The 23,093-nt window shown below is 60.4% G+C and carries 18 protein-coding genes and 1 riboswitch; of the genes, 12 read left to right on the forward strand and 6 right to left on the reverse strand.

Features of this window, described 5'->3' with window-relative positions:
* Positions 1-87: 87 nt before the first annotated feature.
* From HGP16_RS03585 to glf, 6 genes are all read left to right on the forward strand, one after another.
* Positions 88-1,668 carry a trimethylamine methyltransferase family protein gene (locus HGP16_RS03585; protein WP_168838659.1) on the forward strand — a complete coding sequence of 527 codons (1,581 nt, stop codon included), beginning with the start codon at positions 88-90 and terminating at the stop codon, positions 1,666-1,668.
* 101 nt (positions 1,669-1,769) lie between these two features.
* A complete protein-coding gene (locus HGP16_RS03590) occupies positions 1,770-2,462 on the forward strand; it encodes a 4Fe-4S dicluster domain-containing protein (RefSeq protein WP_168838660.1) in 693 nt (230 codons plus the stop codon).
* A 67-nt stretch (positions 2,463-2,529) separates the two neighbouring features.
* Positions 2,530-3,276 carry a phosphodiester glycosidase family protein gene (locus HGP16_RS03595; RefSeq protein ID WP_409526808.1) on the forward strand — a complete coding sequence of 249 codons (747 nt, stop codon included), beginning with the start codon at positions 2,530-2,532 and terminating at the stop codon, positions 3,274-3,276.
* A gap of 132 nt (positions 3,277-3,408) precedes the next feature.
* The gene (locus HGP16_RS03600) at positions 3,409-4,341 is read left to right on the forward strand and encodes a glycosyltransferase family 1 protein (protein ID WP_168838661.1); all 933 of its coding nucleotides are present in this window, start codon (positions 3,409-3,411) and stop codon (positions 4,339-4,341) included.
* 79 nt (positions 4,342-4,420) lie between these two features.
* Positions 4,421-5,395: a hypothetical protein gene (locus HGP16_RS03605; protein ID WP_168838662.1), complete on the forward strand. Its 975-nt coding sequence runs from the start codon at positions 4,421-4,423 to the stop codon at positions 5,393-5,395.
* Positions 5,396-5,431: 36 nt separating this feature from the next.
* Positions 5,432-6,607, forward strand: coding sequence for a UDP-galactopyranose mutase (glf, locus tag HGP16_RS03610; RefSeq protein WP_168838663.1), 1,176 nt, complete (start codon positions 5,432-5,434; stop codon positions 6,605-6,607).
* A gap of 118 nt (positions 6,608-6,725) precedes the next feature.
* On the opposite strand, the gene bmt is transcribed toward glf, so the two are convergent.
* The 5 genes from bmt to HGP16_RS03635 form a co-directional block, all read right to left on the reverse strand.
* On the reverse strand, positions 6,726-7,739 hold the full coding sequence (gene bmt, locus HGP16_RS03615; RefSeq protein WP_168838664.1) for a betaine--homocysteine S-methyltransferase: 1,014 nt from the start codon (positions 7,737-7,739) through the stop codon (positions 6,726-6,728).
* Positions 7,740-7,897: 158 nt separating this feature from the next.
* A complete protein-coding gene (locus tag HGP16_RS03620) occupies positions 7,898-8,950 on the reverse strand; it encodes a glycine betaine/L-proline ABC transporter ATP-binding protein (protein WP_168838665.1) in 1,053 nt (350 codons plus the stop codon).
* Positions 8,943-9,854: a proline/glycine betaine ABC transporter permease gene (locus HGP16_RS03625; protein WP_168838666.1), complete on the reverse strand. Its 912-nt coding sequence runs from the start codon at positions 9,852-9,854 to the stop codon at positions 8,943-8,945. The genes HGP16_RS03620 and HGP16_RS03625 overlap by 8 nt, the downstream gene beginning before the upstream one ends.
* A gap of 248 nt (positions 9,855-10,102) precedes the next feature.
* Positions 10,103-11,101, reverse strand: a complete 999-nt coding sequence (locus tag HGP16_RS03630; RefSeq protein ID WP_168838667.1) for an ABC transporter substrate-binding protein — start codon at positions 11,099-11,101, stop codon at positions 10,103-10,105.
* Between the two features lie 802 nt (positions 11,102-11,903).
* Positions 11,904-12,047 carry a hypothetical protein gene (locus tag HGP16_RS03635; RefSeq protein WP_168838668.1) on the reverse strand — a complete coding sequence of 48 codons (144 nt, stop codon included), beginning with the start codon at positions 12,045-12,047 and terminating at the stop codon, positions 11,904-11,906.
* A 234-nt stretch (positions 12,048-12,281) separates the two neighbouring features.
* Between HGP16_RS03635 and HGP16_RS03640 the strand changes: the two genes are divergently transcribed.
* The gene (locus HGP16_RS03640) at positions 12,282-13,736 is read left to right on the forward strand and encodes a cobyric acid synthase (RefSeq protein WP_168838669.1); all 1,455 of its coding nucleotides are present in this window, start codon (positions 12,282-12,284) and stop codon (positions 13,734-13,736) included.
* A 21-nt stretch (positions 13,737-13,757) separates the two neighbouring features.
* Here the strand turns inward: HGP16_RS03640 and HGP16_RS03645 are convergent, their stop codons facing one another.
* On the reverse strand, positions 13,758-15,554 hold the full coding sequence (locus HGP16_RS03645; protein ID WP_168838670.1) for a chloride channel protein: 1,797 nt from the start codon (positions 15,552-15,554) through the stop codon (positions 13,758-13,760).
* Between the two features lie 180 nt (positions 15,555-15,734).
* Positions 15,735-16,134: riboswitch (cobalamin riboswitch) on the forward strand.
* 141 nt (positions 16,135-16,275) lie between these two features.
* On the opposite strand from HGP16_RS03645, the gene cobU reads away from it, so the two are divergent.
* From cobU to cobO, 5 genes are read left to right on the forward strand one after another with little or no spacing between them, the layout of a single operon-like run.
* Positions 16,276-16,800, forward strand: a complete 525-nt coding sequence (gene cobU / locus HGP16_RS03650) for a bifunctional adenosylcobinamide kinase/adenosylcobinamide-phosphate guanylyltransferase (RefSeq protein WP_168838671.1) — start codon at positions 16,276-16,278, stop codon at positions 16,798-16,800.
* Positions 16,801-16,805: 5 nt separating this feature from the next.
* A complete protein-coding gene (gene cobW / locus HGP16_RS03655) occupies positions 16,806-17,855 on the forward strand; it encodes a cobalamin biosynthesis protein CobW (protein ID WP_168838672.1) in 1,050 nt (349 codons plus the stop codon).
* 9 nt (positions 17,856-17,864) lie between these two features.
* Positions 17,865-21,845 carry a cobaltochelatase subunit CobN gene (cobN, locus tag HGP16_RS03660; RefSeq protein WP_168838673.1) on the forward strand — a complete coding sequence of 1,327 codons (3,981 nt, stop codon included), beginning with the start codon at positions 17,865-17,867 and terminating at the stop codon, positions 21,843-21,845.
* Complete coding sequence (locus HGP16_RS03665) at positions 21,842-22,441, forward strand: dimethylsulfonioproprionate lyase family protein (protein ID WP_168838674.1); 600 nt, start codon at positions 21,842-21,844, stop codon at positions 22,439-22,441. Before cobN ends, HGP16_RS03665 begins: the two co-directional genes overlap by 4 nt.
* Positions 22,438-23,082, forward strand: coding sequence for a cob(I)yrinic acid a,c-diamide adenosyltransferase (cobO, locus tag HGP16_RS03670; protein ID WP_168838675.1), 645 nt, complete (start codon positions 22,438-22,440; stop codon positions 23,080-23,082). The genes HGP16_RS03665 and cobO overlap by 4 nt, the downstream gene beginning before the upstream one ends.
* Positions 23,083-23,093 lie beyond the last annotated feature (11 nt).

Raw genomic sequence — 23,093 nt, forward strand, 5'->3', positions numbered from 1 at the left:
CTGGCGCATTAAGGAACGTCCGGTTGGTGGAATCGGGTAGCATAGGGTTATGACAGACGCATTCATGCGCAGGAGTGAGGAAACATCATGGACGATATGATTGAGCAACCGGCTGCAGGCGGAGAAGGCGGCGGACGGCGTTCGCGCGGCGAAGGCAGGGGTGCCGCGGCGAGGCGCGCCTCGCGCAGCGGCGGCGGACCGGCCCCTTCGCTCCCCTATATCACTCGGAAGATCGGTGTCTATGAAGTGCTCGATGAAGAAGGTCTGCAGCTTATTGAGCGCAACGCCGACACCGTGCTCGAGGAAATCGGCATCGAGTTTCGTGACGATGCGGAGGCTTTGGCGCTCTGGAAGGAAGCCGGCGCCGACGTGCGTGGCCAGCGTGTGCATTTCCCGAAGGGACTTTGCCGCGAACTTCTGAAGACGGCGCCGAAAGAATTTACGTGGCATGCGCGCAACAGCGCCCGCAACGCCCATGTAGGCGGCAAGGCGACGATCTTCGCGCCCGTCTACGGCCCGCCCTTCGTACGTGACCTCGAAGGCAACCGCCGCTATGCGACGATCGAGGATTTCCGCAATTTCGTGAAGCTCGCCTATATGGCGCCGTCGATGCATTCGTCCGGCGGCACGGTTTGCGAGCCCGTCGATATCCCGGTCAACAAGCGCCATCTCGATATGGTCTACAGCCATATCAAATATTCCGACAAGCCGTTCATGGGCTCGGTCACGGCACCGGAGCGTGCCGAAGACACCATCGCGATGGCGAAGATCGTCTTCGGCGACGAGTTCGTCGAGAACAATTGCGTGACGCTGAACCTGATCAATGCCAACTCACCGATGGTGTTCGACGAGACCATGCTCGGTGCCTTGAAGGTCTATGCGCGACATAATCAGGCCTCGGTCGTTTCTCCGTTCATCTTGTCCGGCGCGATGAGCCCGGTGACGGTGGCGGGCACGCTGACACAGATCCTCGCCGAGGTGCTGGCCGGCGCTTCCTTCACGCAGCTGATCCGCAAGGGCTCGCCGGTCCTATTTGGCACCTTCGCCGCATCCATTTCGATGCAGTCGGGCGCACCGACCTTCGGCACGCCGGAGCCGTCGCTCGTCTCCTATGGCGCGGCACAGCTTGCCCGCCGTCTCGGTCTGCCGTTCCGTACCGGCGGTTCGCTCTGCGCTTCGAAGGTGCCGGATGCGCAGGCTGCGCATGAATCCGCCAGCACCTTGAACATGACGCTGCTGGCGGGCACGAATTTCGTGCTGCACGCGGCCGGCTGGCTCGAGGGCGGTCTCGTCTCCTCCTACGAGAAGTTCATGATCGACCAGGACCAGCTCGGCATGATGCAGAAGATGGCGGAAGGTATCGACCTCTCCGACAATGGCCAGGCGCTGGATGCCATCCGCGAAGTCGGACCCGGAAGCCATTATCTCGGCTGCGGCCACACGCAGGCCAATTTCCAATCTGCCTTCTATCGCTCGGCGCTTGCCGACAACAATTCTTTCGAGCAGTGGGAGATCGAAGGCCAGAAGCGCATCGAGGAACGCGCCAACGCCCTTTGCCGCTCCTGGCTCGATCACTACGAAGCGCCGCCGCTCGATCCGGCCATCGACGAAGCCTTGCTCGCCTATATCCAGAAGCGCAAGGACTCCATGCCGGACGCCTTCACCTGAAGAGAGCCCGAGGCCGCCAGGGAGCAAGGCGGTGCGACGCGCGTCGCCGACCTGATCCAGAAGGAAGTCTGGCGGCCGCACTATCAATATAAGGGGCCACGATGAACCGCGGCCCCGCCATTTTCGAACAGCTCCGTGCGACACTCGGTGTCCACGGAGTTTTCGTTCGCGGCAGCTTGTCCTTCAATGAAGGCGAGGGGCCGTTGCTGACGGATGGCACGCCTGCGCGCGGTGTCGTGCTGCTGGGTAATATCGGCGGCTCGATCTGGCCGACGTTTTCGGCCTGGCGAAATATGGCCGAAAACAGGATGCGCCGGGATCCTCTCGATAATTGGTCGAAGGCGATCATCCGCCCAGTCGCGCAGATGTTGGGCGCAACGGCCTATTTCCCTTCGGATCCGCCCTGGCAGCCGTTCCAGCGATGGGCCATGCAAGCCGAGGGATTGCAGGCATCGCCGCTCGGCATATTGATCCATCCGGAATACGGCCTATGGCATGGATATCGCGGTGCCCTGGGATTTGCCGACGATTTGAAGATGGCTCAGACGGCAGCATCTTCTCCGCATCCATGTGCCTTATGCGTGGGGAAGCCTTGTCTCACGGCCTGTCCCGCCGAATCCGTGACCCCAACGGGTTTTGATGTTCAGGGCTGTCGCTCGCATTTGCGCACGCAGAAAGGGCAGGCCGGCTGCATGACCGGCGGCTGTCTTGCGCGCGATGCCTGTCCGGTCGGGGCCGATTATCGTTATCCCGCCGAGCAGCTTGCCTTCCATATGGCGGCGCTCCAGCTTTAGTCCTCACGCATTCCTTGTTTCGCCGCATTGCGATGCGTTCTGAAGCTTGTGCTATTGATGCGGGGCCATGCGCTTGATTCGATTGATGGTCATCCTTGCCGTTCTTGCCTGTGCCGCCACGGCATCGGCCGGCGAAGCCTGCCGCAAGGTTCAGCATCTCGGCGATGGCTACACGGTCTGCACCTTCGATCCCGCCCGCTACGATATACAGATTTTCCAGAACGACCGCAGCGGCAAGCCCTACGGCTCGTTCCGGGCGCTGGAAATCGACTTGCGCCAGGACCGGATCTACGTGCGCTTTGCCATGAACGGCGGCATGTATCTCGACGACCAATCTCCCGTCGGTCTCTTCATCGAAAACGGACGCGAAGTGAAGGCGATCAACACCAACAAGGGCTGGGGCAATTTCCATCTATTGCCGAATGGGGTCTTCTATGTCGGTTCGGGCAAGGCCGGTATCATGGAAAGCAAGGCCTTCGCCGCTTCCGGCACCAAGCCATTCTACGCGACCCAGTCCGGCCCGATGCTGGTCATCGATGGCAAGCTTCATCCGTCATTTCTGGCCGACAGCACCAGTCTTAAAACACGGAACGGCGTCGGCGTCACCGTGGATGGGCTCGTCGTGTTCGCGATTTCCGACGGAGCTGTCCGCTTTCACGACTTTGCGACACTGTTCCGCGACGATTTGAAATGTCCGAACGCGCTGTTTCTCGATGGCAGCATTTCCAGCCTCGACGTTCCGGAATGGCAAAGGCGCGACAGCCTGTTTCCGCTCGGCCCGATCATTGCGGTGACGCAAATGCTGCCGGGCTAAGGCAGCTTCCATAGACAGGCAAGATCGCCTTCCCGAAGCTCTCCACCGGCTCTCGGCCTCGTAAGGTTTGAGCAAGCCCCATTGCGCAGTTTTCAAGCAAGGGGTTCCAGCGAGTCTTTGAGAAGGATCAACATGCACGCGCTAGCGGAGAAACAGACTGTCGCATCGCATGGCGCGGAGCACGCCCTGCCAGCCTTTCCTTTCGGTTGGGAGCATCACAAGGATCGGCACTGCATTTGGATCGTCAGCCCCGAGGGCTACATTCACAGCCGCGCTTTCGAGGATGTTGCCCTCGGTCTTCACTATGCCTTTGCCGAACTCGGCGGCAGTGCGCCTCTGGTTACCGATCCACGAGACTGGAATGGACGGGCGCCGATCGTTTACGGCGCTAATTTGCTGCCGTCGGTCGCGGCACAATGGCTGCCACCTGAGAGCGTCATCGTGAATATGGAGCAGGTCTCCGCCGAAAGCAGTTGGATCAACCATCGGTATCTCGGACTGCTCAAGAAGTTCGCCGTGCTCGATTATAGCGAGCGTAATCGCCAGGGACTGGCCAAGTTCGGCGTTCCCGCCGAAATTCTTGATGTGGGATACAACAAGCATCTGACGCGCGTGCCCCAAGCGCCGGTGAAGGATATCGACGTTCTCTTTTACGGCTCAGTCAACGAGCGCCGCAAGAATGTGCTGGTGGCGCTGCAATCAAGCGGACTGAACCTTGTTCACCTGTTCGGTGTATATGGCGCCGAGCGCGACGCCCTCATCGGGCGCTCCAAAATCGTCCTTAACGTGCATCATTTCGACGCCGCGATTTTCGAGATTTGCCGCGTTTCCTTCTTGCTTGCCAATGGCGCCTGCGTCGTCAGCGAAGGCAATATCCAGGATCCGGAAGTGGCCGCTTTTGCCGAAGGAATGGCGTTTTGCGATTACGATCGGCTTGTTGAAGCCTGCATCGAACTCGTTCGTGACGACGAGAGGCGGACGGCAATTGCAAGCCGCGGCTTCAGCCTTATGCGCGAGCGCCAGCAGTCGGCCATCCTTTCCGCCTTGATGGCAAGAGGCGGCTAGGTTTTTAGAGATTTTGGCAGCGAACCGGGTGCCCGCGGCGGCTGGATCGGCAAACGACATGTGAAGGCGGATTGCGACAATGACTGGAAATGAAACGATCTACATCCTCTGCCCACCCAATCATATGACGGGTGGCCCGGAAGCCCTTCACCAGCTTTGCGCCCGGCTGACCAAAATCGGGCGCAGCGCTAGAATGGTCTATACCAATGGTTCCGATCACTCCCTGATGCCATCCCCCGAGGGGGAAACCACGATGGTATTTCGGGAATACGAGAATGCCGTCCATCCGCAATATCGGGCCTATGCGACCGAAAGCTCGGACTACATTATCGATAACGAAAACGCGATCGTGGTGTTTCCGGAGATATGGCCGCATCTGATTCCACTCTTCAAGAAGGCAGCTAAGGCCTATTGGTGGCTGAGTTTCGATTACGGCATGCGGCATCTGATGCCATTGGGCGGCGTACCGTTCCTTCTGGAGAACGACTGCAAGATGTTGTCGCAATCCTCTTATGCCACGGCACAGCTCAATATTTTGGGCTTCAGCGATGTCTTGCGGATCTCGGATTTTACGACGCTGGCAAACAACGTGCCGCCACAACCGATTCAGCAGCGGCGCGATCTGGTTCTGTTCAACAACAAGGCCGAGGCTTTCGGGCGCCAACTGGCGACCATGTGTCCGCAATATGAATTCAAGATCCTGAGCAATATGTCGCCGACGGAAGTCCATCAAAACATGGCGCAAGCCAAGGTTTACGTCGACTTCGGTCCGCATGCCGGCAAGGATCGCATGCCGCGGGAAGCAGCGCTGCTCGGATGCTGCGTGATCACCGGCCGGAACGGCTCAGCCAACAATTTCGAGGATTTGCCCATTCCGGCCAAATACAAGTTTGGCAATCATCCCCAGCGAACGCACGAGATTTCAAGGGCGATCGGTGACGTGATCCAGAATTTCTCGGAGAGGTTCGAGGATTTCGGCGTCTATCGGCGCTCTATCGCCGTCGAAGAAACAAAGTTCGAATTGGAGGTCTTCAGTGTATTCGGGCAAGTCTGATCGTAGGTCGGCGGCAAGAGGATTGGTCTCGCGATCATGATCAATTTCGCCGACGTTGACTTGCTGGTGGTCGGTGCCGGCTTCTATGGCGCAACGATCGCGGAGCGGGTGGCAAACGAGCTGCAGAAGAACGTTCTTCTGATCGACCGCCGGAACCATATCGGCGGCAATGCCTACAGCGAGTTCGATAGCGACACCGGCATCGAGGTTCACCGCTACGGCGCGCATCTCTTTCACACGCCGAACGAACTGGTCTGGACCTATCTCAACAGGTTCACGGCGTTCACCGATTACAAGCATCGTGTCTATTCGACCTATCGCGATCAGGTCTATTCGATGCCGATCAACCTCGGCACGATCTCGCAATTCTTCAACCGGCGCTTTTCGCCCGACCAGGCGAGGGCACTGATTGCCGACCAGGCCGCCGAAATGGCCGGCCGCCATCCGGCAAACCTGGAAGAGAAGGCGATTTCGCTGATCGGCCGGCCATTGTACGAGGCCTTCATCCGCGGCTATACGGCCAAGCAGTGGCAGACGGACCCACGCGACCTGCCTGAACATATCATTACGCGTCTGCCGGTCCGCTACACGTTCGACAATCGCTACTTCAACGACAGATATGAGGGCCTGCCGGTCGATGGCTATACCGCGATCTTCGAGAGGATGCTGAAGCATACGAGGATCCAGATTGCCCTGGGCGTCGATTTCTTCTCGCTGAAGCCAACGCTGCCGGCCGATCTCCCGATCGTCTATACCGGCCCCATCGATCGCTATTTCGACTATTCGGAAGGCGAATTGGGCTGGCGCACCATCGACTTCGAAAAGGAAACCCTGAATACCGGCGACTTCCAGGGGATGGCAGTCATGAATTATGCCGATGAAACAATCCCCTACACGCGTATCCTCGAGTTTCGCCATTTCAATCCGGAGCGCAGCTACCAGAATGAGAAGACGGTCGTGGTGCGGGAATATTCACGATCGGCGAAGCGCGTGGACGAGCCCTACTATCCGATCGATACGCGGCAGGACAAGGACGTCTTCCTGCGGTACCGCGAGCGTGCCGAGGCGGAGACGAATGTCCATTTCGGCGGGCGGCTCGGCACCTACCGATACCTCGACATGCATCAGGCCATCGGTGCTGCCTTGAAGGCGTTCGACAGCCGTATTGTTCCGCATTTCACTGAAGGGCGCGATATCGGCGGTGAAAAATAGACGGCGTCCAGACATGCGCCCGCGTTGGCATGCATCTGCAGGCAGAGCCGAATAAGACTCATGACGAAATGTCGGATTTGCAGAGGAAAGCCCGGCTGCCGGGCTTTCCTCTCGCTCATTAAGAGCGTCTGCGGCGTTCGCGAGCCGGCGCCGAACCACCTTCATTGGCGGTCTTGTTGCGCAAGGGGCCGATCTTTTCGATGATCGTCTCCAAAGTCGGGCGGGGGCCGGGCACGTAGCTGTCGAGAGCCTGTCGCATGGCGGCCAGGTGGTCGCAGGAGGTACCGCAGCAGCCGCCGATGATCTTGGCGCCGGCATCGCGCGCAAGGCGCGCATAGTCGGCCATCAGCGGCGGCGTGCCGGAATAGTGGATTTCAGCGCCGCGATATTCCGGAATGCCACAATTGCCCTTGACGACAACGATGGCGGAGGGATCTGCTTCCGTCATGTCGAGAAGGCTCGACAGGATATCCGAGGCGCCGACGCCGCAATTCGCGCCGACGGCGAGCGGGCCTTCGCCGATGTCCGTGGCGATAGCGTGAATGTCCTTCGGATGCAGGCCCATCATGGTCTTGCCTGCCGTGTCGAACGAGCCGGTATAGGTGTAGGGCAGACCGACCTTGGCGGCGGCTTCGGCCGCGGCGCGGATTTCCTCGGGCGAGGACATGGTTTCGATCCAGGCGACATCGGCGCCTCCGGCCTGGAGGCCTTCGATCTGCTCGACGAAGGCTGCGACGGCGTCTTCATAGGTCAAGGCGCCGAGCGGCATCAGCAGCTCTCCGGTCGGGCCTACCGAACCGGCGACGATGACCTTGCGGTCGGCCTTGTCCGCAACGGAACGTGCAATCTCGGCGGCCGCCTTGTTAAGGCTATGCACACGATCCTGAGCGTGGTGCAGCTTTAGCCGGTGACGGGTGCCGCCGAACGTGTTGGTTAGGATGATGTCGGCGCCGGCATCGACGAAATCCTGATGTAGCTTCGTGATCCGCTCCGGATGCTGTTCGTTCCAGAGTTCGGGCGCTTCGCCGGCCTCGAGGCCCATGGCGAAAAGATTGGTGCCAGTCGCGCCATCGGCAAGCAGCACGCCCTTTTCAGCAAGAAGATCGGTCAAGGGATTGATGGCGACGGTCATGGTTTGTCCTCGGATGCGTCGAATATCTGGATATTAGATGCAGATATAAACATTTCTTTATGTGAACACAATGACTAGATGACCCGCTTGTCTCGATGTGGCGATCGGACAAGAAAAAAGCGCTCGAGCAGGGCGCTTTTCGTTGCTGTGACAGGTGTTTACGCCGCTGCCATCTCGGTCGTCTCATGGGTCGTGGGCGTGACCATGGCGGCGATGATGCTTTGCAGGTCTATCATGCCGATAGGTTTTCCGCTGGCGTCGGTGACGAGCGCTCCGGTCTGGCCTGCTTCGGTTATCTGCTTGGCGGCGAGTTCCAGCGTCATGTCGCCGGGCACGCGTGCGGTGACGGGCTCGCCTCCAAGCGGCTTCATGATCGTCTGGGCCTGGATGACGCGACCACGGTTCACCTCCTTGACGAAGGCGGTGATGTAATCGTCCGCCGGTTGCAGCACGATCTGCTGACCGGTTCCCTGCTGCACGACCTTGCCGTCGCGCAGGATCGCGATCTTGTCGCCGAGGCGCAGCGCCTCGTCGAGATCGTGGGTAATGAAGACGACGGTCTTCTTCAGTTCCTTCTGCAGATCGAGCAGGACGCTCTGCATATCCACGCGGATCAACGGATCGAGTGCCGAATAAGCTTCGTCCATCAGCAGGATATCAGCATCGTTCGTCAGCGCCCGGGCGAGCCCGACGCGCTGCTGCATGCCGCCGGAAAGCTGGTTCGGAAAGTGCCTCTCAAAGCCCTTCAGCCCGACGCGCTCGATCCAGTATTGGCCCTTCTTCTCGCTTTCGGAACGCGGCACGCTCTGGATGTCCAGGCCGTAGATCGTGTTCTCGATCACGGTGCGATGCGGGAGCAGCGCGAATTTCTGGAAGACCATCGCCGTCTTGTGGCGGCGGAATTCGCGCAGGTGGTTTTCGTTCATCTTGCAGACGTCGACGCCGTCATAGAGCACTTCGCCGGCGGTCGGCTCGATCAACCGGTTGATATGGCGGATCAGCGTCGACTTGCCCGAGCCGGAAAGGCCCATGACGACGGTGATGGCGCCGGCCGGCATGTCGATGTTGATATCCTGCAGGCCGAGCACGTGACCATGTGTCTCGTTGAGCTCGGCCTTGCCCAAACCATCCTTGACGCGGTCGACATAATCGCGCCCCCGCGGACCGAAAATCTTGTAGAGGCTTTTTATCTGGATCGCATGACTAGCCATGAATGACCTCCGAGTGCTTCTGGAGCCGTCTGCCATAGGCCTGGCTCGTCCGGTCGAAAATGATGGCGATGGCAACCAGGGCGAAACCGTTGAGGAAGCCGACGGTAAAGAACTGATTGTTGATCGCCTGCAGCGTGTTCTTGCCGAGCCCGCCGACGCCGACCATGGAGGCGACGACGACCATGGCGAGCGACATCATGATGGTCTGGTTGATGCCGGCCATGATGGTGGGCAGCGCGAGCGGGATCTGCACGTTGAATAGCTTCTGGCGATGCGACGACCCGAAGGCGTCGGCTGCTTCCAGCACCTCCTTGTCCACAAGGCGGATGCCGAGATTGGTCAGGCGGATCATCGGCGGGACGGCATAGATGACGACGGCGATAAGACCCGGGACCTTGCCGATGCCGAAGATGACGACGACCGGGATGAGATAGACGAAGCTTGGCATCGTCTGCATCACGTCGAGGATCGGGTTGACGATCGACTGGAGCCGGTCGGAGCGTGCCATCAAAATGCCGATCGGCAGGCCGATGACGATGGCGATGAGCGTACAGACCGTCACCATGGCAAGCGTGATCATCGTGTCGGTCCAAAGGCCGAAGACGCCGATGAGGACCATCGAGATCGCGGTTCCGGCGACAATCTTCAGATTGCGGCTGGCGGCATAGACGACGAGCATCATGACGACGAGCACGATGAACCAGGGCGTATTGGTGAAAGCCCATTCCAGATAATTCAGAAACCATTGCAGAGGCTGCACGACGGCATCGATAAGAGTGCCGTAGGCGCGCACGGATGCGCGAAACCCGTCATCGATATTCTTGCGCGCCAGACGTATGAGCGATTCATCTATTGCCGGAAAGTTGCAGAGCACATTCGGCAGGATCGTACACTGAATAGCCATGTATTTCCCCTTCTTGGTCCGGTTCTGTCCTGGTCCGGCGTGTGGCTTTCACGCACGGATGGTATTGCAGCGCTGCGACCGGTTCTTCAGGCTGCCTTTCAATTCTTACTACATTTGCCTTCGCCGATCTGCACTCGTTGCGACCTTGCGGCGCGCCATCCCGTCAGTAATGAGGGTCGTTGCTGCTGATTCCGGCGAATACAAAATCGGCGGCAGGCGTTGGCCGGCCGCCGATTCCACGACAGGGATTAGAGCGAAGCCTTCACTTTGGCGGCGACGTCCGGGGAAACCCATTTCGTCCACATGTCCGGATAGGTCTTGAGGAAGTACTTGGCGCCATCCTCGTTGGTACCCTGGTTGTCGGTCATCCAGGCGAGAACCTTGCCGACGGTGGCGTTATCCCACTTGCGGGTCTTCATGTAGTCCATGGCGACGCCGGCCTTCTCGGCGAAGGCCTTGGTTACGACGGTATAGACGTCCGAAACCGGATAGGAGTTCACCTTCGGGTTGGCGCAATCCTGCTGCGACGTGCAGGCATCCCAATCCTTCTTGTCATGCGGCACGTTGAAGCTCAGGCGAACCATCTCGTACTTGCCGAGGATGGCCGTCGGAGCCCAATAGTAGCCGAGCCAGCCGGTCTTCTTTTCGAAAGCGTTGGCGATCGAGCCGTCGAGGCCTGCGGCGGAGCCGGTATCGACCAGCGTGAAGCCGAGCTTGTCGCCGTCGAGGGCCTTGTAGAGGTTGGTCGTGGAGATCTGGCAGTTCCAGCCTGCCGGGCAGTCATAGACCGCACCCTTGGACGGATCCTCGGGAGCGGGGAAGAGTTCCGGATGCTTCAGTGCGTCCTGAACGGTCTTGATATCGGGATGGGCGTCGGCAACGAATTTAGGGATCCACCAGCCTTCGACGCCGCCATCGCTCAGAAGCGGCGCGGCTTCGATGAGGCGGCCTTCGGATACGGCCTTGTCGAGTGCGGTACGCACGGCGTTGACCCAGAGTTCCGGAGCGACGTCCGGCTCACCCTTTTCGTTCATGGAGGTGAATGTCGGCTGCGTATCGCCGGTTACCAGGGTCACGTTGCAGCCGTAACCGTTTTGCAGAATGAGTTTGTCGACCTGGGCGGCAACGCCGGCGGATGCCCAGTTCATTTCAGCGATCGATACGTTGCCACATTCCGCAGCATGCGCCGAGCCAGCCAAAGCGTAGGCGCCAAATGCGAAGATGGCGGAAGCGAGAAGCTTCTTCATTGATATTGTCTCCCAATTTTTCGTTACGTTACGGAAATCGACTCCAACGCTTTCGATTTCTGTCGATCCCCTGTCAGCGTGGTCCAACCACAACCGTTCATACGCCGCTGACGACGCGAGCACGGTCCCCTTGCTGCCGTCGTGCATCTGTCTTTTTGCGACCGCGCAACTCTGTCACGGCCGGATGTTTCTTGCATCGACGACAGGCAGCGTAAGGATTTGAGTGAATAAATCAACAGCCTGCGGGCCACGCGGAGTTATCGCGCCTCTTCGAGAAGCTGATATAAGCGTCTGAATTAGCCTGTTTTCTGCTATTCATGGCTGCAAAACAGGCAATGCGAGGTTTCGATGAGGCGCTTCCATGGGCATGGAGTTCAATGCGGCTCAAATATCGCGTCCCTGAAAGACCTTTTGTGTTCAATCTGCGTCCTTTGCGATTTCGCAACGCAAAGGGAAAAATTTTCAAAAAATTTTCAGATTCACCCTAATTTAAGTACTTAATAACCCTCCGGTAACGATGTCTGTTTATCAATCGAGACGTGGCGGGGGACATACCGCTGCTTCTTCGGATCAGGTATTGCGTCCCGGAGAAAGCGAACCTTGCGATGTATGTGCAGGGAAGCCGGCGTTTTTTGGCAAGCCGCGTCGATCTCCGGATCGCGCGGTTTTCGCATTTCAGGCGTGCCGTTTTGGGACTGGCCCGAGCCAGCGTGTCGGCCGACATTTCACACAGGTCAAAATAAAGCCGCCGATGCGATTGCATGGCGGCTTGGTGCGCGCAGGCTTGCGGCTTGACCGGATATCAGCCGACGTTATAGGTGCGGATGAAGCCGACGGTGCCGAAGCGGGTGTCGAGCTGCTGCAGGCGGTTCTCCGGGCGCTGGACCGGAAGCTTGCCGTTCCAGGCGATCTGGATGGAATTCTGTCTGTTGAAGATGAAGAGCATTGGGGTATCCTCCGAGCCGGGTCGGCCGTTTTGTTGTTTGTTTTCGCGATGGAGATAATCTTCTCCAGCGTAACTAACAATGGATGAAATCGTCATCCAATGTCGCAAACAGAGCATATTTTTTAGTGATGCATTTTTGTATCGTGACCATTGTTTCCGGCTGTTGAAGATAGCGGCGAAATCAAGGCAAAACTCCACGTTTTCAGTGGCTGCAGCATATCGAGGTGGTGGGGAATGACGAAGGCGATCATGCTGCAGGGGACCGGCTCCGATGTCGGAAAAACGGTATTGGTCGCGGGGCTATGCCGGCTGTTCGCCAACAGGGGCGTGAGGGTCCGTCCGTTCAAGCCGCAGAACATGTCCAACAATGCCGCCGTTGCCGAGGATGGCGGCGAGATCGGCCGCGCTCAATGGCTGCAGTCGCTGGCGGCGCGCGTGCCATCATCCGTGCATATGAATCCGGTCCTGCTGAAGCCGCAATCGGAGACGGGCAGCCAGATCATCGTGCAGGGCAAGGTTTGGGGTCATGCCAAGGGGAGGGACTATCAGGCACTGAAGCCGCAATTGCTCGGCGCGGTGCTTGAGAGCTTCGCCGTGATGCGTGCGGGAACCGATCTCGTCATCGTCGAGGGGGCTGGTTCTCCAGCCGAGATCAATCTGCGGCGGGGCGATATTGCCAATATGGGCTTTGCGACGCGCGCCAACGTTCCCGTCGTACTGGTCGGTGACATAGACCGCGGCGGCGTGATCGCGTCGCTGGTCGGCACCTACCATATTCTGCCGGAAGAAGACCGGCGGATGATCCGCGGCTACATCATCAATAAGTTTCGCGGCGATGTCTCGCTCTTCGGAGAAGGCATAGAGGCCATTGGCGGCTTCACGGGCTGGCAATGCCACGGCGTGGTGCCGTGGCTGAAAGCGGCGGCGCGCTTGCCGGCCGAGGATTCCGTCGTTTTGGAGCGGCTTGCGCGCGGCTCCTCCGGCGCACTGAAGGTCGCCGTGCCCGTGCTGTCGCGCATCGCCAATTTCGACGATCTCGATCCGCTGCGGGCCGAGCCCGACGTCGATCTCGTCTTTGTCCGCGCGGGCGAGCACTTGCCAGATGATGCGGGCCTTGTGGTGCTGCCGGGCTCCAAGTCCACGATCGGTGACCTCCTCGATCTGCGCGAGCAGGGATGGGACCGCGATATTGCCGCGCACGTGCGCCGCGGCGGCCGCGTCATCGGCATTTGCGGCGGCTACCAGATGCTCGGCCGTACGGTCTATGATCCGCTCGGCATCGAGGGGTCGGTCAACGAGACGCCGGGACTGGGCCTACTTGAGATCGAGACTGAAATGGCGCCGGAAAAGACGGTGCGCAACAGCACTGCGGTCTCCAGGGAATATGACGTGCCGCTGTCGGGCTACGAAATCCATCTTGGCGTGACGCGCGGCGCCGACTGCGAGCGGCCTTCGGCTGTCATCGACGGTCGGCCCGATGGGGCGATATCGCCTGATGGTCGCGTCATGGGCACCTATCTGCACGGCCTCTTCGGCAGCGATGCCTATCGGGCAAAGCTGCTTGCAAGCTTTGGCCTTGCCGGCGAGCGCACGGACTATCGCGCCGGCGTCGATGCGGCGCTGGACGACATTGCCGGGGAATTGGAGAGTGTGCTCGACCCTGCCTGGCTCGATAGCCTGGTTCGATAAAACCCCGGTCAGCGACTTGCTTTAGAGTTCACCCGAGACTTCCCGGCGGCGGCGGTCGAGTTCCTCGCTGTAGCGCCGCAGCGTATAGCTTTCGGTCAGCAGACCGATCACCCTGCGTTCGATCAGATCGTTGACGACGACGAGCGCTTCACTCTTGGTCTGGTCGAACATGGCGGCCGCTTGCTTGGCGTTCATCTGCGGCTGCAGGAATTCGTTGCGCAGCTGGATGAAATCGGAAAGCCCGTGTTCCTCGTCGTCCTTCTCGACCGGGCTCGCATAGACGTCGGGCACGAAGACCATTCCCGAATATTTATTGTTCTTGTCGATCAGGATGACGCGCTGGGCCGAGCCGATCGGAAAGTTCTTGCGGAACTCCTCGATGCTCATGTCGATGCTTCCCGTATGCACGTCGGGGCGCATCATGCGGGCGACCGTGAGATTGCGGATCCAGCCGACGTCGTGGGCGCTGCGGATGCTCTCGCCGCGCAGGTGGAAGCGCCATGTGGCGAAGGAGTAGCCGAAGGTGGTGCGGACCACGAGCGACGATGTGATGACGGCGGCCAGCACCAGGGCGGTGATCGGGAAGTCGCCGGTAATCTCCAGCGCCAGGAACGTCATCGTCAGCGGGCCGCCGATGATCGCGACGGCCAGCGAACTCATGCCGACCACGGCGTAGACGGCCGGCGTCAGCGTGTTGTGATCGAAATAGGGGGCGCAATAGGCGAAGATTTTGCCGAGAAGAGCACCCATGAACAGAGATGCGAAGAAAAGACCGCCTCTGAAGCCGGAGCCGATCGAGACTGCGGAGGCCAGCGATTTGAGGAGGAACAGCCCGACCAACGCCCCGATAGTCACATCCGTCGACAGGTTGAGATGCAGGGCGCCGTGCCCCGCCGACAAAACCTGCGGGGAGATCAGTGCCAGTGTGCCGACGACAAGGCCTCCGAGCGCTGGGCGGAAGGACGGCGCGATGGAACTCTTGCGCGCGAGCTCCTCGGTCCAGGCGACGCCCTGCATGATCAGGATGCCGACACCGGCGCAGAAGGCGCCGAGCAAAACTGCCGGCAGATAGTCGGCGGGCGCGATCGAGCCGATATGGCCGATATCGATGGCGAAGTCATCGCCGGCGAGCAGCCTCGCGATCATCGTCGATATCAATGCCGAGACGACGACAGGCGTCAGCGTCAGGATGGAGTAGGTGCCGATGATCAGCTCGAAGGCGTAAAAGGCGCCGGTGAGCGGCGCATTGAAGGCGGCGGCAATGGCGCCGGCGGCGCCGCAGCCGACGAGCATGCGCAGGTCCGCGCGGCGCATCTGCATCTTGTAGCCGAATTTGGAGGCGATGCCGGCCGCAAGCTGGGTGTAACCGGCCTCGAGCCCGACGGAGGCACCGAATCCATTCGAGATCAGGTTCTGTACGGCGACGAGGATACTATCGGTGAGCGACATCCGGCCGCCGTGCAGCGCATTGGCTTCGATCGGGTCGACCATCGGCTTCTTGCGTGTGCGCGACAATATATAGAGCAGGATACCGAGGATGATGCCGCCGGCGATCGGCGCGATGAACAGCACCGATTTGTCGGGAATCGCCACCGCCGCCGAACTCAGGCGCTCATAGTCGGTGATGCCGTAGATGAGGCTGTGAAGCTTGCGCGAGACGAAGCTCATCGCCGTCACGGCGCAGCCGGAGACTATTCCCACCAGCGCGCCGGCGAAAACAAGTCCCGATTCGCCACGGCGCAGCAATGCCCTGAACCGACCGAGATCGAATAGGGCCGAGAAGACGCCGAGGCGGCGTGGTTGGAATTTCTGCAACATGGGAAACGAACGATATGTTTTATTCGAATATGAGAGCTTACCCTCTATAGACTTCTAACATCAAAGAAATGCGGCAAAAAAGCCGCTGATTTTGCGGGAATATCGGGTCGATTTCGCAATCGGGACGCTGGGCGTCGCATCCATGCCCTTCATTGACTTGAACTCGGTGAAAGCCTAATCATTGCCGGCATAACGTATGGTTCCCGAGCGGCGATCTGTCGCATGGGATGAAAAGGGAATGTGAAGGGACGGACCCAATCCGGGCGTTCTCATCACAGCCGACCCCGCGACTGTAGAGCGGTCAGGGTCTTTCGTTCGGTTTGGGGTATATTCCGTCGATGGTTCGCATGGGGCGAACGAGGCGGGGCAGCGTAAAGCCGGAAAAGCCACTGGTGTGGCATCATGATCAACCGGGGCTGGACGCCTCCAATTCTACGAATCGTCCGCCTTTTCATGATGCATTGCCGGGAAGGCGAGGAAGACCCGCTGGCGCACGATCGGGGGCGACCGATTTCGGTCCGCCCCCGTCGCGGCGCCTTATCCGCGAGCCAGGAGACCTGCCATGCGTGCCGGGCGCAGAGCCCATTCCAGGAACGCCAGTTCCGCTGCCAGCACGGAGGTTGTCATGGCACAAGACGAGTTTTCGGCGTGTAGACGCCTGCTTTCCGGTATCGGCTTCATGATGTCGAGCCTCGCTGTTTTGCGGGAGCAGGAATAACGCATGTCCTCTTCGGCCTCCCGAGCTGTCTTCGTCCTTGGGGGCGCGCGTTCCGGTAAATCCCGATTCGCCGAATCTCTGGTTTTGGATACCGGTCTTGAGCGTCACTATGTGGCGACGGGGCAGGCGTGGGATAATGAGATGCGCGAGCGCATCGCCCAGCATCGTGCCGACCGCGGCGATCTATGGCAGACGCATGAGGAGCCGATCGATCTCGTTGCGCGGCTCGCCGCAATCGACGCCGAAGGGCGCGCGGTGCTTGTCGACTGCCTGACGCTTTGGGTGACCAATCTGATGATGGCGGAGCGTGATATGACGGCGGAGTTCACCGCTCTTACGGAATTCCTGCCGAAGGCGCGATCGCGGCTCGTTCTCGTATCCAACGAGGTCGGCCTTGGAATCGTGCCTGAAAATCGCATGGCTCGCGAATTTCGCGATCATGCCGGCCGCCTGCACCAGATGGTCGCGGCGGCAAGTGCCGAAGTTTATTTTATCGCAGCGGGCTTGCCGCTGAAAATGAAGGGCTGATCCATATGAACCAGGAAAAGATTCCCGCCACCGTCATCACCGGCTTTCTCGGGGCCGGCAAGACGACGATGATCCGCAACCTCCTGCAGAATGCCGGCGGCAAGAAGATCGCGCTGATCATCAACGAATTCGGCGATCTCGGCGTCGATGGCGACGTGCTCAAGGGCTGCGGCGCGGAGAACTGCACCGAAGACGATATCATCGAGCTGACCAACGGCTGCATCTGCTGCACCGTCGCCGACGACTTCATCCCCACGATGACGAAGCTCTTGGAGCGCGATGCGCGCCCGGATCACATCGTTATCGAGACGTCGGGCCTTGCCCTGCCGCAGCCGCTGGTCGCCGCCTTCAACTGGCCCGATATCCGCACCCACGTCACCGTCGACGGCGTCATCACGGTGGTCGATAGCGCCGCCGTTGCCGCTGGCCGCTTTGCCGACGATCACGATGCTGTCGAAGCCGCCCGCGTCGAGGACGACTCGCTCGACCACGAGAGCCCGATCGAGGAACTGTTCGAGGATCAGTTGACCTGCGCCGATCTGATCGTGCTGAACAAGACCGATCTCATCGATGTCGCTGGTCTTGGCCGGGTGCGCGCCGAGGTTGCTTCGCGCACCGCCCGCAAGCCGACGATCATCGAAGCCAAGAACGGCGATGTGCCGGCCGCCATCCTGCTCGGCCTCGGCATCGGCACCGAAGACGATATCGTCAACCGCAAATCGCATCACGAGCTGGAGCATGAGGACGGCACGCCGCACGATCATGACGAGTTCGACAGCTTCGTCGTCGAGCTCGGCCCGATTGCCGATCCGGCCGCCTTCATCGATGCGCTGAAGGGCGTGATCGCGGAACATGACGTGCTGCGCCTCAAGGGCTTCGGCGACGTTCCGGGCAAGCCCATGCGCCTGCAGGTGCAGGCTGTCGGCAGCCGCATCGACACTTATTTCGACCGTGCATGGACACCGGGTGAAGCGCGTGCGACCAGACTTGTGGTGATCGGCCTGCACGAGATGGACGAGACGATCGTACGCAAGGCGATCGAAGCGTTGGTCTAAGGCAAGTCCATGCATCTCCTCCTAGCTCAGAAGGGAACGATCAGCGACGGCGAAGAGGCGATCGACCTCGGCCAATCGCCGGCTGACATTCTCTTTCTGTCGGCCGCCGACACCGAGCTTGCGGCGATTGCCGCAGCGCACGGCGAGGGCGGCCGCTCCCTTCGGCTTGCGAGCCTGATGAGCCTCAAGCACCCGATGTCCGTCGATACCTATATCGAGAGGACGGTTCGGCATGCGAAGCTCGTCATCGTGCGGGCGCTGGGAGGTGCGAGCTACTTTCACTATGCGCTGGAGGCGCTGCATGCCTGTGCGGCGCGCCAGGGCGCATTGATCGCAGTGCTGCCGGGAGACTCGAAACCCGATCCCGGCCTGACGCCATTCTCCAATGTCGCGCTCGATGATCTCAATGCGCTCTGGTCCTATCTGATCGAGGGTGGGGGGACGAATTCCAGGGCATTTCTTGCCTATGCCGAGGCGATGCTGTCGGGCGTGGAAAAGCCGATGCCCGCGGTGCCCTTGATGAAGGCCGGCATCTGGTGGCCGGGCAGGGGCGTGATCGGTGTTGGGGAGTGGAGGAAAGTTTCCGGGGGAGAGATGGCGGTCCCGCAGGGGCTCGAACCCCCGACAGTTGCGATTTCCTTCTATCGCGCGCTGGTCCAAAGTGGCGAAACGAAGCCTGTCGAAGCCATGATACAGGCTCTCATTGCCGAGGGCATGCGGCCGCTGCCGGTTTTTGCCTATAGTCTCAAGGATGCCGTGTCGGTTGGTATTCTCGAAAGCGTGTTTACCGAGCTGAAGCCCGGCGTGGTGATCAATTCCACGGGCTTTGCCGTTTCGGCGCCGGGGGCCGATCGTCAGGCGACGGTTCTGGAAACGGGGGAAGCCGTCGTCCTTCAGGCCATCTTCTCCGCTTCGGCGAAAGAGGCCTGGGAGGCATCCTCACAGGGGCTTTCGGCGCGCGATCTCGGTATGAACGTCGCATTGCCTGAAGTCGATGGGCGCGTCCTTGCCCGCGCCGTGTCCTTCAAGGCTGCAGCCCGCTATGACGAACGGGTCGAGGCCAACATCGTCGCCAGCGAACCGCTCGAGGATCGCATGCGCTATACGGCGCGGCTTGCTGCGAACTGGGCGCGGCTGCGCAATACGCCGCCTCGCGGTCGCCGTGTCGCGCTGATCATGGCGAATTATCCCAATCGGGATGGGCGCCTGGGCAATGGCGTCGGGCTCGATACTCCCGCCGGTACGATTGAAGTGCTGAAGGCAATGCGGGCGGCCGGCTATGGCGTTGCTGATCTGCCCATCAATGGCGATATGCTGATGCGGCATTTGGCGGAAGGCCCCACGAATTCGGGTCATGACAGCCGCGTAGTTCGCGAGAGGCTTTCCTTCAACGACTACAAGGATTTCTTCTCGTCGCTTCCCAAACAGATTCAGGATGAGATTACGGGTCGCTGGGGCGATCCGGAGGCGGACCCTTACGCGCTGGATGGCGGTTTTGCCCTGCCGTTCGCCCGCTTCGGCGGGGTGCTTGTCGGCATCCAGCCGGCGCGCGGCTACAATATCGATCCGAAGGAGAGCTACCACTCTCCCGATCTCGTTCCGCCGCACGGCTATCTCGCCTTCTATGCTTTCCTGCACCGCTCCTTCGATGCGCACGCGGTCATCCACATGGGCAAGCACGGCAATCTCGAATGGCTGCCGGGCAAGGCGCTGGCGCTGTCGGAAGGCTGCTACCCGGAAGCGATCCTCGGTCCGCTGCCAAATCTTTATCCCTTCATCGTCAATGATCCCGGTGAGGGCACGCAGGCCAAGCGCCGAACGAGCGCCGTCATCATCGATCACCTGACGCCGCCGCTGACGCGCGCCGAAAGTTATGGTCCATTGAAGGATCTTGAGGCGCTGGTCGACGAATACTACGAGGCCTCAGGCGGCGATCCGCGCCGCATCCGTTTGCTCCGCAAGCAGATCCTCGAACTCGTCGCCGATATCGGCCTTGATCAGGATGCCGGCATCGCTAAGGGCGAGGGCGAAGACGAGGCATTGCGCAAGCTCGACGCCTATCTCTGCGACCTCAAGGAAATGCAGATCCGTGACGGCCTGCACATCTTCGGCGTTTCGCCATCCGGACGGCTGCTGACGGACTTGACGGTGGCGCTGGCAAGGGTGCCGCGTGGGCTGGGCGAGGGTGGCGATCAGAGCCTGCAGCGGGCGATTGCGCGGGATGCGTTCGTGGGCGCAGAGGGTGTGATACCCCCCTCTGTCGCTCTCGCGACATCTCCCCCACAAGGGGGGAGATTGGTGGCCCGCAGCACGACATCGCCTCAAATGACTATCGAATCTGCTGATGCTGTTGGTGATGAATCAGGAGGGGCTGGCGGCATACTCCCGACAATCTCCCCCCTTGTGGGGGAGATGTCAGCGAAGCTGACAGAGGGGGGTATCTCTCCGAATAAACCATTCGATCCTTTAGACTGCGATATGGCCGCCGAATGGACAGGCTCGCGCCCCGCCATCCTGCAAGATGTGTCAGATACCCCCTGGCGCACGCAGGGCGATACCGTCGAGCGCATTGAACTCCTGGCCGCGAAACTCGTGGATGGCGAAACGGCCTGCCCCGAGAATTGGGCGAACACCCGCATGGTCCTTCGCGAGATCGCCTCAAAACTCCAGCCTTCCATCCTCGCCTGCGGGGATGCCGAGATCGCGGCGCTGCTCAATGGCCTCGACGGTCGTTTCGTACCTCCCGGCCCCTCCGGTGCGCCCACCCGTGGCCGGCCGGATGTTCTGCCGACGGGGCGGAATTTCTATTCGGTCGACAGCCGTGCTGTTCCGACACCGGCGGCTTACGAGCTTGGCGGGAAATCGGCCGAATTGCTGATCCGCCGCTATGTTCAGGATCATGGCGAATGGCCGGTTTCCTTCGGCCTGACGGCCTGGGGCACCTCGAACATGCGCACGGGCGGCGACGATATCGCACAGGCGCTGGCGTTGATCGGCGTCAAGCCCGTATGGGACATGACCTCGCGCCGCGTCACCGGCTACGAGATCATCCCGCCTGCCATGCTCCGTCGGCCGCGCGTCGATGTCACGCTACGCATCTCGGGCTTCTTCCGTGATGCGTTTCCCGAGCAGATCGCCTTGTTCGACAAGGCAATCCGCGCAGTCGGCATGCTTGATGAGGATGCGGCCGACAATCCGATTGCGGCGCGCATGCGCGGCGAGATCGCGCGGCTTGAGGCGGCTGGCCTCGACACGGCTTCCGCCAGCCGCCGGGCCGGCTATCGCATCTTCGGGTCCAAGCCCGGGGCCTACGGCGCCGGTCTGCAGGCGCTCATCGACGAGAATGGATGGGAGCGGCGCGCCGATCTGGCCGAGGCTTACCTCGTCTGGGGCAGCTATGCCTATGGCGCTGGCGAGGAGGGAAGGGCCGAGCGCGGCGTCTTCGAGGAGCGCTTGCGCTCGATCCAGGCGGTCGTGCAGAACCAGGATAATCGCGAGCACGATCTGCTCGACAGTGATGACTATTATCAGTTCGAGGGCGGGATGGCCGCGGCAGCCGAGCAGCTTGGCGGCGCGCGTCCTTCGATCTATCACAACGATCATTCGAGGCCGGAAAAGCCTGTCATCCGCTCCCTTGAGGAAGAGATCGGTCGCGTCGTGCGCGGGCGCGTCGTCAATCCAAAATGGATCGAGGGCATCATGCGCCATGGCTATAAGGGCGCTTTCGAGATCGCCGCGACGGTGGACTATCTCTTCGCCTTTGCCGCGACGACCGGCGCCGTCCGCGATCATCATTTCGAGGCCGTCTACCAGGCCTTCGTCGTCGACCAGCGCGTGTGCGATTTCATGACGGAAAAGAACCCAGCAGCCCTTCGAGACCTGCGGGAGCGTCTGCTGGAGGCGATCGATCGCAAGCTCTGGACGCCGAGAAGCAACTCGGCGCGGTTCGATCTGGAAAGCCTCGCGACTGGCAAGGCGGCTGTGGCATGAGCACCGCCGACGAGCTCCTTACAACGTTTCGCGATTATCTCCTGTCACGCAGTGATCTGCTGCTGCAGCATTTTATCGAAGGCTTTGACTGGTCGGCGGAAGAGCGCTCGCTCGCGCCGCGCCATCTGCCGGTCGTAGGGTACCTTCGCGAGCTTGGTCGACCGGTCGACGGAGCGGAAGCGGCTCTGTTCGAGAGACTTTCAAATGCGGCGGATATGCTGCATTGGGCGCAGACCTACGGCATCACAGACTTCGGCGCGGATTTCCTGCAGCGATATGGCTGGGTCGAGCTGTTCGGCACGCGCGGGCATTTCGCAAGCGAGAAGATGGCCGGCGGCTTCCTGCTGCTTGGCCCCGGAGTGCATTATCCGGATCATCATCACGAGGCGGAGGAGATTTATATTCCTCTGACCGACGGCTCGTTATGGAGCAAGGATGGGCAACCATTCCTGCCGCGCTGGACGGGCGAGATCATCCATCACCCTTCGAACATCCGCCATGCCATGCGCACGGAAGCCCAGCCGCTTGTTGCGCTCTATCTCTGGCGCGGCGGGCCGCTGGCACAGAAATCGATCATATCAGGGAGAATGCAATGAGCGACGAATTGGCCGAAACCGGTGCGGACGCACCGAAGAACGACGATGCTCGTCACGCCGACAAGATGGCTAAGAAAAAGGCCGCGCGCGACAAGATCATGGCGACCAAGAGCGGTGAGAAGGGCCTGATCATCGTCCATACCGGCAAGGGCAAGGGAAAGTCCTCTTCCGCCTTCGGCATGATCTTCCGCCACATCGCGCATGGGAAGCCCAGCGCCGTCGTGCAGTTCATCAAGGGCGCCATGTGGACCGGCGAGCGCGATCTGATCGAGAAGCATTTCTCCGATCTATGCCAGTTCCATACGATGGGTGAGGGCTTCACATGGGAGACTCAGGACCGAGCCCGAGACGTGGCAGCGGCCTCTGCTGCATGGGAAAAGGCCAAGGAGCTAATCCGCGACGAGCGGAATTCCATGGTGCTGCTGGACGAAATCAATATCGCGCTTCGTTACGATTATCTCGACATCAACGACGTGCTCGAATTCCTGAAGACCGAAAAGCCCTATATGACCCATGTGGTCTTGACCGGCCGCAATGCCAAGGAAGAGCTGATCGAGATTGCCGATCTCGTCACCGAGATGGAATTGATCAAGCATCCCTTCCGCTCGGGCATCAAGGGGCAGCCAGGCGTCGAGTTCTGATCGCCGGCCGG

The sequence above is a fragment of the Rhizobium sp. P40RR-XXII genome, assembly GCF_012641405.1.
Classification (GTDB): domain Bacteria; phylum Pseudomonadota; class Alphaproteobacteria; order Rhizobiales; family Rhizobiaceae; genus Rhizobium.

Coding starts and splice junctions, on each gene's coding strand:
- HGP16_RS03585 (WP_168838659.1), top strand. CDS start 88: ATGGACGATATGATTGAGCAACCGGCTGCAGGCGGAGAAGGCGGCGGA.
- HGP16_RS03590 (WP_168838660.1), top strand. CDS start 1,770: ATGAACCGCGGCCCCGCCATTTTCGAACAGCTCCGTGCGACACTCGGT.
- HGP16_RS03595 (WP_409526808.1), top strand. CDS start 2,530: ATGCGCTTGATTCGATTGATGGTCATCCTTGCCGTTCTTGCCTGTGCC.
- HGP16_RS03600 (WP_168838661.1), top strand. CDS start 3,409: ATGCACGCGCTAGCGGAGAAACAGACTGTCGCATCGCATGGCGCGGAG.
- HGP16_RS03605 (WP_168838662.1), top strand. CDS start 4,421: ATGACTGGAAATGAAACGATCTACATCCTCTGCCCACCCAATCATATG.
- glf (WP_168838663.1), top strand. CDS start 5,432: ATGATCAATTTCGCCGACGTTGACTTGCTGGTGGTCGGTGCCGGCTTC.
- bmt (WP_168838664.1), bottom strand. CDS start 7,739: ATGACCGTCGCCATCAATCCCTTGACCGATCTTCTTGCTGAAAAGGGC.
- HGP16_RS03620 (WP_168838665.1), bottom strand. CDS start 8,950: ATGGCTAGTCATGCGATCCAGATAAAAAGCCTCTACAAGATTTTCGGT.
- HGP16_RS03625 (WP_168838666.1), bottom strand. CDS start 9,854: ATGGCTATTCAGTGTACGATCCTGCCGAATGTGCTCTGCAACTTTCCG.
- HGP16_RS03630 (WP_168838667.1), bottom strand. CDS start 11,101: ATGAAGAAGCTTCTCGCTTCCGCCATCTTCGCATTTGGCGCCTACGCT.
- HGP16_RS03635 (WP_168838668.1), bottom strand. CDS start 12,047: ATGCTCTTCATCTTCAACAGACAGAATTCCATCCAGATCGCCTGGAAC.
- HGP16_RS03640 (WP_168838669.1), top strand. CDS start 12,282: ATGACGAAGGCGATCATGCTGCAGGGGACCGGCTCCGATGTCGGAAAA.
- HGP16_RS03645 (WP_168838670.1), bottom strand. CDS start 15,554: ATGTTGCAGAAATTCCAACCACGCCGCCTCGGCGTCTTCTCGGCCCTA.
- cobU (WP_168838671.1), top strand. CDS start 16,276: ATGTCCTCTTCGGCCTCCCGAGCTGTCTTCGTCCTTGGGGGCGCGCGT.
- cobW (WP_168838672.1), top strand. CDS start 16,806: ATGAACCAGGAAAAGATTCCCGCCACCGTCATCACCGGCTTTCTCGGG.
- cobN (WP_168838673.1), top strand. CDS start 17,865: ATGCATCTCCTCCTAGCTCAGAAGGGAACGATCAGCGACGGCGAAGAG.
- HGP16_RS03665 (WP_168838674.1), top strand. CDS start 21,842: ATGAGCACCGCCGACGAGCTCCTTACAACGTTTCGCGATTATCTCCTG.
- cobO (WP_168838675.1), top strand. CDS start 22,438: ATGAGCGACGAATTGGCCGAAACCGGTGCGGACGCACCGAAGAACGAC.